An 11,697-nucleotide genomic window follows, 5' to 3' on the forward strand; every position below is an offset into this window, starting at 1 on the left:
ACGTAAGGTCCGTACGCCTGACCGACGACCGGTGTCGGCCCCAGGAGTGACAGGGCGAGTCCCGAGATCACCAGGCTGGCAGCCGACAGCAGCGAGCGGATGACACGGCGCATGGCTCCCTCCCAGGGTTGACGGTTTCTCCCAGGCGCGCGGCCCGGAGCAGGGGATCCAGAGCGATCCCTGCCCCGGGGGACCCGACGGACGGCGCACCCGGCAGCGGGCGGCGGGCCTCTCGCTGTCGGGCGTGGCGTGAGTCTAGGGAGGCGAGATCCGAAAGTCAAGGCGAGAGAGGCCACGCTGGAGGCGGGACGGGCACCCGGGCCACCCGGTGCCTTGGCCGGTGTTGCCGGCCCTGGACGGGTGGATTATCGTTTACGAACCTCCCGAGCAGGAAGCCAGGCATGGTCACCCTTTCGTTGCATACCCCGGCCGACACCGTGTCGGCCCTCTTTCGAGCCGCGCTGGGGCGGGGGCCCGAGAAGCCGTTCCTCGCCATGGAGCAGGGGACTCTCAGCTATGCGCAGGCGGCCGACTGGTCGAGGACGGTCGCCAGCGGGCTGACGGCGCTCGGGGTCGAGCGCGGAGACCGGGTGGCGATCCTGTCGGCCAACCGGCCGGAGATGGTCGTCCTGTGGCTCGCCTGCCTCCGGCTCGGCGCGTGCTTCTGCCCGCTCAACTCCGGCTTCACGGGTGGCCAGCTGGCGAATCTCCTCCGCCGGTTGACGCCGGCCGTGCTGGTCGCGGACCCCGGATCCGCGGCGACGGTCGCGGACGGACTGACCCGGAGCGAGATCGCCATCCCCACGGTCGCCCTCGGTTCGCCGCCGGCCGGCTGGCGCGGCTTTCACGAGCTCGAGCGACACCATGACGATCCCGGCTGGACCGAGGCCCGGCGCGGCGACCTGGCGGCGATCCTCTGCACGTCGGGAACGACGGGACCCTCCAAGGCCGTGGCCCTCTCCCACCGCTGGTTCACCAAGATGTGCGAGACGACGGAGCGGCACTGGAACTTTGCGCAGGGGGACGTCTTCTACTCCCCTTTTCCGCTGTACCACATCGACGCCCTTGCCCTCACCGTCGGCCCAGCCATCTACCACGCCACCACGGCGGCCATCGCCGTGCGCTTCTCGGTGCGCCGGTTCTGGGACGACATCCGGCGCTTCCAGGCCACCGTCTTCGACTTCATGGGGAGCACGCTGACGCTCCTCTGGAAGCGGGAGCCGGCGCCGGACGACCGCGACCACCCGGCGCGCCTCGGCTGGGGCGTCCCCATGCCGGACTTTGCCCCCGCGTTCGAGGACCGGTTCGGCTGCCGGCTCGTCGAGTGCTACGGCTCCACCGACACCGGGCTGCCCGTGTGCGGCCCGGTGGGTCGGCCCCCGCCGCCCGGCGCGTGCGGGCGGGTGGTGGAGGGCTACGAGCTGGCCATCCTCTCGCCCGAGGGGCTTCGCCTGCCCGCCGGGCAATCCGGCGAGATCGCGCTGCGCGGGGACGAGCCCCACACGATGATGGAGGGGTACGTCGGGGACCCGGACGCCACGCTCCGCACCTGGCGGGGGCTCTGGCACCACACGGGCGATCGCGGCCGTCTGGACGAGAGCGGGTACCTCTACTTCGAGGGTCGGCTGACCGACTCGATCCGGCGGCGCGGCGAGAACGTGTCGGCACAGGAGCTGGAGGAGCTGGTCCTGTCCCATCCGGACGTCGTCGAGGCGGCCGCCATCGGGGTGCCGTCCGAGCTGACCGAGGAGGAGATCAAGGTGGCCGCGATCCCGCGGCGCGGCGCCGGGCTCGACGCGCCGGCCCTCGCCCGCTGGCTGGCCGAGCAGCTGCCGCGGTACATGACGGTCCGGTACGTGGAGCTGGTCGAGGACCTGCCGCGGACCGACACGCAGAAGGTGATGAAGACGGCGCTCCGGGGCCAGTGGCGGACGGGGGGGACCTGGGACGCGGAGCAGGCGCGCTATCTGGCCGATGCGTCGGCCGAACAGGAGACACCATGAAGCTCGAGACAGTCCTCTACGACGTGCAGGACGGCATCGCCCGCATCCGGCTGAACCGGCCGCACCGGCTGAACGCGATGGTGCCCCAGTTGATGCGCGACCTGCACCACGCCTTCGTGGCCGCCGGAGGAGACCCGGCGGTGCGAGTGGTCATCCTGTCGGGGGAGGGCCGGGCTTTCTGCGCGGGTGACGACCTGAAGGAGTCCGCCCAGGCGCCGACCGACGTCGGCTCCGTCCGCCGGTTCGTCGACGAGATCCAGCAGGTCACGGTGGACATGAAGTCGATGCCCAAGCCGATCATCGGCGCCATCCACGGCTACGCGGTGGGCGGCGGGTGCGAGCTGGCGCTCGACTGCGATCTCGTGGTGGCGGCCGAAGACGCGAAGTTCGGCTTCGTCGAGACCGGCGTGGGGCTGTTCTCCACCGGCGGCGTGACGCACTTCCTGCCCCGGGCCGTCGGTCTCGCCAAGGCCAAGGAGCTGATCATGATCGGCGAGCTCTTCGACGGTCGCGAGGCCGAGCGCCTCGGGTTGGTGAACCGGGCAGTGCCCCGAGACCAGGTGCTGGCGGTGGCCGAAGCGCTGGCCCGGAAGATCATGGAGAAGGCGCCCATCCCCATCGCGATGACGAAGATCGCTCTCGAGGCGGGCGTCCAGAGCGACCTCGCTACGGCCATGGCCCTGGAGACGGCCTCCACGGTCACCTGCTTCCTCACCGAGGACGCCCGGGAAGGTGCGCGGGCCTTCGTCGAGAAGCGGCCGCCGCGCTACCGCGGGACATGAAGCATCGTCAGCGGTTGTAACGCTTCCGCTTTCTGTGCGATCCTCTTGGTATCGCCGACGCTTGCAGGTCAACCCGACGATCCACGGAAAAGGGACCCATGCGTTACGGCTTCGTGATCGATCAGACCCGCTGCATCGGCTGTCACGCCTGCACCGTCGCCTGCAAGGAGGAGAACCAGGTCCCGCTCGGCATCTTCCGCACCTGGGTCAAGTACGTCGAGAAGGGCGAGTTCCCGAACACGCGGCGTCACTTCGCGGTGCTGCGCTGCAACCACTGTGACGACGCGCCCTGCGTGACCATCTGCCCCACGGTCGCGCTCTATCGGCGCGCCGACGGCATCGTCGACTTCGATCGCGATCGCTGCATCGGATGCAAGTCGTGCATGCAGGCCTGCCCCTACGATGCGCTCTACATCGACCCCGCCACCCACACCGCGGCCAAGTGTCATTTCTGCGCCCACCGCGTGGAGAAGGGGCTCGAGCCGGCGTGCGTCATCGTCTGTCCCGAGCGGGCGATCCTGGCCGGCGACCTCGACGACCCGGCCAGCGAGGTCGCCCGGGTGATCGCGCGGGAGCCGGTGCTGGTCCGGAAGCCGGAGCAGGGGACCCGCCCGAAGCTCTTCTACGTGGGAGCGGACGAAGCCACGCTCACCCCTCAGCTCCAGCGTCCGAGCGGGAGCTTCCTCTGGGGTCAGCGGCCGGAGCCGTTCTCGCTGGTGAGCTTCGCCCGCCCGGATGGGCCGGCGCCGAGGCCCGCGTCGGCGACTCCCAAAGCGATCGAGGGGCTCGGGCGGACCGTCTACGACGTGTCCCACGAGCCGCGTCCCTGGGGCTGGCGCGTGTCGGCCTACCTGTGGACCAAGTCGATCGCGGCGGGCGCCGCGCTCGCCGCCGGCGTGGGGACGCTCTCGGGGTGGCCCCGGGCGGCCGGGCTCGGGTTGCCCATCGTCGCGCTCGCCTTCCTCCTGGTCACCACGCTGCTGCTGGTGGTCGATCTCAAGCGGCCGGATCGCTTCCACTTCATCCTGCTGAAGCCCAACCCGCGCTCCTGGCTGGTCTGGGGCGCGTGGATTCTCCTCGCGTTCGGCGCCGTGACCGGGCTCTGGCTCCTGCTCGTCCTGGCCGGCCGCCCGGGGTGGCTGCCGCCCCTGGCCGTGCCGCTCGTCGGGCTCGCCCTGGCCAGCGCCGGCTACAGCGCCTTCCTCTTCGCCCAGGCCGAGGGCCGCGACTTCTGGCAGAGCCCGCTGGTGCTCCCGCACCTCCTCGTCACCGCCGTCGTCGCCGGCGCGGCGGTGACGCTCCTGGCCCACGGCCCGTCCGCCGGGCGCCGCGGACTCCTGCTGACCGCCCTCGGGGTGAACCTGTTCCTGATCCTCGCCGAGCGCTACACGCCCCACGCCAACCTCGACGCGGCGCTGGCCGCCCGCCTGATCACCGACGGACCGTGGCGCGGCCTCTTCTGGGGCGGCGTGGTGGTCACCGGCACGCTGCTCCCGGCCCTCCTGCTCCTGCCCACCTCCCGGGTGACCGCGGTGGTGGCGGCGCTCCTCGCGCTGGCCGGGCTCGCCCTCTGGGAAGAGGCCTGGGTGAAGGCCGGCCAGGCGGTCCCGCTGAGCTGAGCGCGATGCCCCCGGCACGCGGCCCCGAGCCTCTGAACCCGGCCGCCCAGGGCCTCACCCCGCCGGCCGGCGGTCTCCAGAGCTTCCCGCCGGTCGCCCGCTGGGACGACTGGGAAGAGTACGACCCGGCCGCGTGGCCCCGGAAGGTCGCGCGCCGCTCCCAGCTCGTCCCGACCATCTGCTTCAACTGCGAGGCCGCCTGCGGGCTCCTCGCCTACATCGACCCCGCCACCCTGAAGGTCCAGAAGTTCGAGGGAAACCCCGAGCACCCGGGGAGCCGGGGTCGGAACTGCGCCAAGGGCCCGGCCACCCTGAATCAGGTCGAGGATCCCGAGCGGATCCGGGCCCCGCTCAAGCGGGCCGGGAAGCGGGGCGAAGGCCGGTGGGTCCCGGTGAGCTGGGACGAGGCGCTGGACGACATCGCCGGGCGCGTGCGGCGGGCCCTCGTGGAGGGTCGGCGGAACGAGGTCATGTACCACGTCGGCCGGCCCGGCCACGAGCTCGTCTATCACCAGCGCATCCTCCATGCCTGGGGGATCGACGGGCACAACTCCCACACCAACGTCTGCTCGGCCTCGGCGCGGGCGGGCTACGCGTTCTGGCACGGCCTGGACCGCCCGTCGCCGGACCACGCGCACGCGCGCTTCATCCTCCTGCTCTCCTCGCACCTCGAGTCGGGGCACTACTTCAACCCCCACGCCCAGCGGATCATCGAGGGGAAGACGCGCGGCGCCAAGGTCTGCGCCATCGACACCCGGCTCTCCAACACGGCGTCGATGGCCGATTACTGGCTCTCCCCCTGGCCCGGCACCGAGGCGGCCCTGCTCCTGGCGATGTGCCAGGTGATCATCCAGGAGCGGCTCTACGACCGCGAGTTCCTCCGCCGGTGGGTCAACTGGGCCGAGTACCTCCGCGACGACCATCCCGACCGGCCACCGACCTTCGAGACCTTCGAGGCGCTCCTGCCGGCGCTGTACGCAGAGTACACCCCGGAGTTCGCCGAGCGGGAGTCGGGCGTCCCGGCCGCCACCCTCGTCGAGGTGGCGCGGGAAGTCGGGCGGGCCGGCTCTGCCCTGGCCACCCATGTCTGGCGGAACGCGGCGGCCGGGAACCTCGGCGGCTGGCAGGTCGCGCGCGCGCTCGAGTTCCTGGTCGTGCTGGTGGGCGCGGTGGCCACGCCGGGCGGGACGGCCCCGAGCTTCTGGAACAAGGCCGTGCCCGCGCCGCCCCTGATGCCCTCGCCGGCCAAGGTCTGGAGCGAGCTGCTCTATCCCCGCGAGTACCCGCTGGCCTTCTTCGAGATGAGCTTCCTTCTCCCGCACTTCCTGAAGGAGGGGCGCGGCACGCTCGACGTCTACTTCACGCGGGTCTACAACCCGGTGTGGACGAATCCCGACGGGCTGTCGTGGATCGAGGCCCTGACGGACGAGAGCAAGGTCGGACTCCACGTGTGTCTGACGCCGATCTGGAGCGAGACGGCCTGGTTCGCGGACTACGTGCTCCCCATGGGACACGGCTCCGAGCGCCACGACCTGATGAGCCAGGAGACCCACGCGGCCCGCTGGATCGGCTTCCGCCAGCCCGTCCTGCGCGTCGCCCTGGAAAAGCAGGGCCGACGCTTCCCGACCACGTGGGAGGCGCATCGGGCGGCCGGCGTGGGGGAGATCTGGGAGGAGGACGAGTTCTGGATCGAGCTCAGCTGGCGGATCGACCCGGACGGCCACCTCGGCATCCGCCGGTACTTCGAGGCCCCCTCCCGTCCCGGCGAGAAGCTCACCGTGGACGACTTCTACGGCTGGATCTTCGAGCACTCGGTCCCGGGACTGCCGGAGGCGGCGGCCCGGGAGGCGCTGACGCCGCTCGCCTACATGCGGAAGTACGGCGCGTTCCTGGTCGAGGATGGCGTCTACCGCACGCACGAGAAGACGCTCACCCCGGCCGAGCTCGAGGGGGCCACGGCGGACCCGGTGTCGGGGCTCATCACGAAGGGTGGGGCCCCCATCGGCGTGGACGTGGATGGCCGGCCCATGGTGGGCTTTCCCACGCCGTCGCGGCGGCTCGAGTTCTACTCGAAGACCCTCCGGGAGTGGAAGTGGCCCGAGTACGCGCTGCCGGGATACATCCGGAGCCACGTGCACTGGTCCGAGATCGACCGCGCGAAGGGCGAGTTCCTGCTGCTGCCGACCTTCCGGCTGCCGACCCTCATCCACACGCGCTCGGGCAATGCCAAGTGGCTCTACGAGATCTCCCACTCGAACCCCGTCTGGATGCACCCCCGGGACGCCGAGCGACTGGGCGTCGGGACCGACGACCTGGTGAAGATCCACACGGAGATCGGGTCGTTCGTGGACAAGCTCTGGGTGACCGAGTCGATCCGCCCCGGGGTCGTCGCCTGCTCCCACCACCTCGGGCGCTGGCGCCTCAGCGAAGAGACCGGGGGGGACCGCTGGTCGACGGCGCTCGTCAAGCTCGAGCCCGGGAGCCCCGGCCAGTGGCGGATGCGGACGATCCACGGCATCCGTCCCTTCGCGAGCTCAGATCCGGACTCCGCGCGCATCTTCTGGGAGGACGCCGGCGTTCATCAGAACCTGACCTTCCCGGTCCAGCCGGACCCCGTGAGTGGGCAGCACTGCTGGCACCAGAAGGTCCGGATCGCGCGAGCCGGTGTCGACGATCGCTACGGTGACATCGCGGTGGACACCACCAAGGCGCACCAGGTCTACCGCCGCTGGCTCAACCTCGCGCGCCCGGCGCCGGGCCCCGGGAACCTCCGCCGCCCGCTGTGGCTGCCCCGGGCCTACAAGCCCGACCCGTCGGCCTACCGCCTGGAGCCGTGAAGGAAGCGAGCTCTGCGCGGCGTCCTTGCCCGCCATCCATGTTTTATGTTTAACTTCTGGGTAACAGGGAGTCCCCCGCATAAAATTTGTCAGCCTGCGCGAGCTGAGGCTTCAGACCCCGAGCGTGCTGCGGAGAGTCGCCAAGGGTGAGAAAGTGATCATCACCAACCGCGGCAAGCCCCAGGCGGCTCTCCTGAAGCCCACCGAGGACGAGATCGAGGACATCGTTCTGACCCATCCTTCGCTCCTTCACGAGATCGCCGCCGCTCGACGCGAGTATGATGCAAAGGGGGGTGTGCCGCTCTGGCAGAGAACGCTTTAGCGACCCCCCACGGTCGCCGGTTGGAGGACTGATGTCGACCAAGACCATCCGCGTCGAGACCGTGGCCCAGGCCTACCTCGAGCTCCTCCGGGAGCGGGGGATCGACTGTTTCTTCGGGAACGCCGGCACCGACTTCGCCTCGATCGTCGACGGCTTCGCCAAGTTCGCCGCCGAAGGGAAGCCCGCGCCGCGCCCGATCCTGGTGCCGCACGAGTTCGTGGCAGTGTCGATGGCCCACGGGTACTACGCGGTGACGGGGCGCCCTCAGGTGGTGATGGTCCACGTCACCGTCGGCACCGCCAACGCCGCCGGCGCCGTCATCAACGCCGCCCGGACCCAGACGCCCGTCCTCTTCACCGCGGGCCGGACCCCGATCACCGAGGACGGGGGCCTCCGGGGCGCGCGCGACACCCACATCCACTGGGCCCAGGAGGCCTTCGATCAAGGCGGCATGCTGCGGGAGTACGTGAAGTGGGACTACGAGCTCCGCCACGCCTCGCAGCTCGAGGCGGTGGTGGACCGGGCGCTCGAGCTCATGCTGGCGGAGCCGCGGGGCCCGGTCTACCTGACGCTCCCGCGGGAGGTGCTCGCCCAGCCTCTCGGTGAGCTCACCGTCACGTCGCCCTCGCGGCGCCAGGTCGGAAGCCGCCGCTTCCCCGATCCCGCGCGCCTCGACGAGGCGGCCGAGCTCCTGGCTGCGGCCCGGGCGCCTCTCATCGTCACCGCCGAAGTCGGGCGGGCGCCGGCCGCCGTCCAGGGCCTGGTCGCCCTCGCCGAGGCGGGGGCCATCGCCGTGCTCGAGGCGAGCCCGGTCTACATGAACTTCCCGGCGGATCACCCCTGCCACCTCGGGTACGTCTTCGGCAGCCAGGCGCACCCGGCCGTCGCCGAGGCGGACACCATCCTCGTCGTGGACTGCGACGTGCCGTGGTTTCCCTCACAGGTGAAGCTGCGGGACGACGCGCGGGTCATCCACCTGGCCGTCGATCCGTTCTTCGGCCGCTACCCGATGCGCTCGTATCCCTGCGACGTCCCCGTCGCGGCCGACCCCGCCGTGGCCCTTCCGCTGCTCGCGGAGGCCGTGCGGCGCCGCGCGCGGGCCGCGGAGGTCGAGGCCCGGCTCGAGCGGCTGCGGGCGGCGCACCGGGCGACGCGCTCGGCCTGGGCCGCCTCCGCCGAGGCCGAGCGCGCGCAGACGCCGATCGGCTTCCAGTGGGCGGCCCGGTGTCTGGGTGAAGTGCTCGGCCCCGACACGATCGTGGTCAACGAGTACCCGCTCGACCTCCGCCACGCCCCGCCTCCGGCGCCGGGCGCGTACTTCGGCTCGCCGCACGCCGGCGGGCTCGGCTGGGGCCTCGGGGCCGCGCTGGGAGCAAAGCTGGCCGCGCCGGACAAGACGGTGATCGCGACGCTCGGCGACGGCTCCTACATCTTCGGGGCGCCGACCGCCGGCCACTACGCGGCGCGCCTCCACGACCTGCCGATCCTGACCGTCGTCTTCAACAACGAGTCGTGGGAAGCGGTCAAGCGGGCGACCCTCATGGTCCACCCGGACGGCTGGGCCGCGACGACGAACGCCTTCCCGCTCTCGGAGCTGGCGCCGTCGCCCCGCTACGAGGAGATCGTCCGCGCGTTCGACGGCTACGGGGAGCGGGTCGAGACACCCGACGCGCTGCCGGCCGCGCTCCGGCGCGCGCTGGAGGCGGTCCGCCGCGACCGCCGGCAGGCCGTGCTCAACATCGTCTGCCGGCGATAGCTCCAGCCCGTCCGAGGGAACCTAGAACCTAGGAAGTGTTAGCGACGTTTCTCGGTCCCCTCCGCGCGGCCCGTCTCCGCGGCCAGCCCGAGGGCGACGAGCACCGGCCGCACGGCGTGGGGCTCCGTCACCGCGCCCAGGATCCGGCGCGCGCCCCCGCAGCGGTCACACACCAGCACCTGGATCGCGAAGACCCGGCGGAGCACGCGCGCCCAGGTCTACCTCGGCGATCGCGCGCCCGCGGCCACGCCCGAGTCGTCAGGGGTCGTGTCGGCACGGGTTGGCCGCACCACGCTCGCCGAGCGCCATTCGGCACGCGGGGCGAGGAGGCCGTGGTACGCGAGCCACGGCCGGCGTGGCGGGGGGACCAAGGCCGCGAGCCGCTCCGGCAACTCCTGCGGCTCCAACAGGAGCGCCGTGGAGCCGTCGTGCCAGGGGCGTCTGAAGTGGTAGAGCAGCTGCCCGCCGGTGCTGTCCGCCAACCGCTCGAGCGCCAGCGGCGGGCGCACCAGGGAGCGGACCAGGTGTTCGAGCCGATCCCGGCACCGCGCCGGCACGGCCACGTCCGCGTGCAGGCTGAACCCCTCGAGCCGGGCGGAGCGCCGCCCGGTCGCCGTCGCGGCGGCCGCCGACCGGAGGCGACGCACCAGGTCGCTGGTGGGTGTAAACCCCGCCGTAGTGAATATCATGGGGCGTCATCAGGCCAAGGGCGCCGTGACGATGCTCGAAGTTGTACCAAGGGAAGAACCGCTGGCCGAACGTCTCGGCATCCTCGTAGGATCCGAACCGCGCCGGGAAGTCCGGCCGGTACCGGAGACGGGAGCGGGGGGACCGGGCCGGGGAACGGCACCGAGAAATGTGGCTAGCACTTCCTACCTTCCGTCGAGAGCGTCGCGGTCCCGGTGGTTCCCTCCCTCACCCCTTCAGGCCGCTGACCCGGACCCCCTCGACGATCCGCCGGTTGGCCACCAGGAAGACGATCAGCAGCGGCAGGGCCGACAGCGTCGCCCCGGCCATGATCGGCCCGTACGACTCGGAGGCGTAGGCGCCGCGGAGGAACGACAGGGCGACCGGGAGCGGGAACATCTCGGCCTTGTTGACGGCGATGAGGGGCCAGAGGAAGTCGTTCCACGCGGACCGGAAGGCGAAGATCGCGAGCGCCGCCAGCACGGGCTGGGAGAGCGGCAGCACGATGCGCGAGAAGATCCGCCAGCTGTCGGCCCCGTCGATCCGCGCCGCGTCCTCGAGCTCCCCGGGGATCGTCAGGAAGAACTGGCGGAGCAGGAAGACCCCGAAGGCGAAGGTCACCGCCGCCTCGGGGACGATCAGCCCCTGGTAGGTCGACAGCCACCCGAGCCGCTGCGTCAGCACGTACTGGGGCACGAGGACCACCGCGTTGGGGATCATCAGGCTGCCCACCAGGACGACGAAGACCAGGTCACGCCCTGGGAATCGCATGCGCGCCAGCGGGTAGGCCGCCATGGCGCTGGTCAGGAGGACCAGGGCGACCGTCCCGAGGGAGATGATGACGCTGTTCAGGAACGCGCGCCCGATCCGCGCCGTTCGAGACGACGAGAAGAGGACCTCCCCGTAGTGCTCGAGCGTGGCCGGCCACGGCACCCACTCGGGTGGCACCCTCACGATGTTCTCGGTCAGCTTGAGCGACGTCACCGCCATCCAGACCGCGGGCAGGAGCCACAGCCCCGCCAGGACGACCAGCGCCGCCGTCAGGCCGAGCCGGCGCCAGCGGACTGCGCCGACCCGGGAGCGGGACACGACGGCCGGGAGCGGCCCGGGGCTCACGGCCTCAGTACTCCGTGTGGCCCCGGAGGAGCCGGAACTGGAGCGCCGAGAAGCCGAGGATGATGGCGAAGAGCACCCAGGCCATCGCCGACGCGGACCCGAAGTGGAAGAAGTTCTTGAAGGCCGTCTCGTAGAGGTGCTGGACGACCGTGCGCGTCGCGTCGCCCGGCCCGCCGTCGGTGAGGATGTAGACCTGTCCGAAGATCTGGAACGACCCGATCACGTGGGTCACCAGGACGAAGAGGAGCACGGGCCGGAGGAGCGGCAGCGTGATCGCCCAGAAGCGCCGCCACCCGCTGGCGCCGTCGATCGCCGCCGCCTCGTAGAGCTCGCGCGGGATGTCCTGGAGCCCGGCCAGGTAGATCACCAGGTAGTAGCCCGTGACCCACCAGACCGTCGTCAGGATGATCGCCCACATCGCGGTCGCGGGGTCACCGAGCCAGGGCCGCACGGGCACGCCGGCCGCCTTCAGGTAGTAGTTGAACGGGCCCACCACCGGGTCGAGGAGCCAGAGCCACGTGAGGCCCACCGTCACCACGGAGAGCGTGAACGGGAAGAAGAACGCGCTCCGCAGG

General features: G+C 71.4%; 10 protein-coding genes and 1 pseudogene. 6 read left to right on the top strand and 5 right to left on the bottom strand.

The features are described from left to right. Positions 1 to 401 precede the first annotated feature (401 nt). The 6 genes from VGW35_00350 (at position 402) to VGW35_00375 (ending at position 9,319) form a co-directional block, all read left to right on the top strand. On the top strand, positions 402 to 2,003 hold the full coding sequence (locus tag VGW35_00350; protein HEV8306087.1) for an AMP-binding protein: 1,602 nt from the start codon (positions 402 to 404) through the stop codon (positions 2,001 to 2,003). Then, positions 2,000 to 2,785 carry an enoyl-CoA hydratase gene (locus tag VGW35_00355; protein HEV8306088.1) on the top strand — a complete coding sequence of 262 codons (786 nt, stop codon included), beginning with the start codon at positions 2,000 to 2,002 and terminating at the stop codon, positions 2,783 to 2,785. The genes VGW35_00350 and VGW35_00355 overlap by 4 nt, the downstream gene beginning before the upstream one ends. Positions 2,786 to 2,883: 98 nt before the next feature. Then, positions 2,884 to 4,404, top strand: coding sequence for a 4Fe-4S dicluster domain-containing protein (locus VGW35_00360; protein ID HEV8306089.1), 1,521 nt, complete (start codon positions 2,884 to 2,886; stop codon positions 4,402 to 4,404). Positions 4,405 to 4,409: 5 nt separating this feature from the next. Further along, positions 4,410 to 7,241 carry a molybdopterin-dependent oxidoreductase gene (locus VGW35_00365; GenBank protein ID HEV8306090.1) on the top strand — a complete coding sequence of 944 codons (2,832 nt, stop codon included), beginning with the start codon at positions 4,410 to 4,412 and terminating at the stop codon, positions 7,239 to 7,241. A gap of 94 nt (positions 7,242 to 7,335) precedes the next feature. Next, the gene (locus VGW35_00370; protein ID HEV8306091.1) at positions 7,336 to 7,563 is read left to right on the top strand and encodes a type II toxin-antitoxin system prevent-host-death family antitoxin; all 228 of its coding nucleotides are present in this window, start codon (positions 7,336 to 7,338) and stop codon (positions 7,561 to 7,563) included. Between the two features lie 31 nt (positions 7,564 to 7,594). Further along, positions 7,595 to 9,319, top strand: coding sequence for a thiamine pyrophosphate-requiring protein (locus tag VGW35_00375; GenBank protein HEV8306092.1), 1,725 nt, complete (start codon positions 7,595 to 7,597; stop codon positions 9,317 to 9,319). 38 nt (positions 9,320 to 9,357) lie between these two features. On the opposite strand, the gene VGW35_00380 is transcribed toward VGW35_00375, so the two are convergent. From VGW35_00380 to VGW35_00400, 5 genes and pseudogenes are all read right to left on the bottom strand, one after another. Next, the gene (locus VGW35_00380) at positions 9,358 to 9,525 is read right to left on the bottom strand and encodes a hypothetical protein (GenBank protein ID HEV8306093.1); all 168 of its coding nucleotides are present in this window, start codon (positions 9,523 to 9,525) and stop codon (positions 9,358 to 9,360) included. A 12-nt stretch (positions 9,526 to 9,537) separates the two neighbouring features. Beyond that, the gene (locus tag VGW35_00385) at positions 9,538 to 10,008 is read right to left on the bottom strand and encodes a transposase (protein HEV8306094.1); all 471 of its coding nucleotides are present in this window, start codon (positions 10,006 to 10,008) and stop codon (positions 9,538 to 9,540) included. After that, a pseudogene (locus VGW35_00390) lies at positions 9,992 to 10,135 on the bottom strand (integrase core domain-containing protein). The gene VGW35_00385 and the pseudogene VGW35_00390 overlap by 17 nt, the downstream one beginning before the upstream one ends. A gap of 99 nt (positions 10,136 to 10,234) precedes the next feature. Continuing rightward, positions 10,235 to 11,122, bottom strand: a complete 888-nt coding sequence (locus VGW35_00395) for a carbohydrate ABC transporter permease (protein HEV8306095.1) — start codon at positions 11,120 to 11,122, stop codon at positions 10,235 to 10,237. A gap of 4 nt (positions 11,123 to 11,126) precedes the next feature. Further along, on the bottom strand, positions 11,127 to 11,697 hold a 571-nt coding region (locus VGW35_00400), incomplete at its 5' end, for a sugar ABC transporter permease (protein ID HEV8306096.1).

Source organism: Candidatus Methylomirabilota bacterium, assembly GCA_036005065.1.
Taxonomy (GTDB): domain Bacteria; phylum Methylomirabilota; class Methylomirabilia; order Rokubacteriales; family DASRDR01; genus DASYQW01.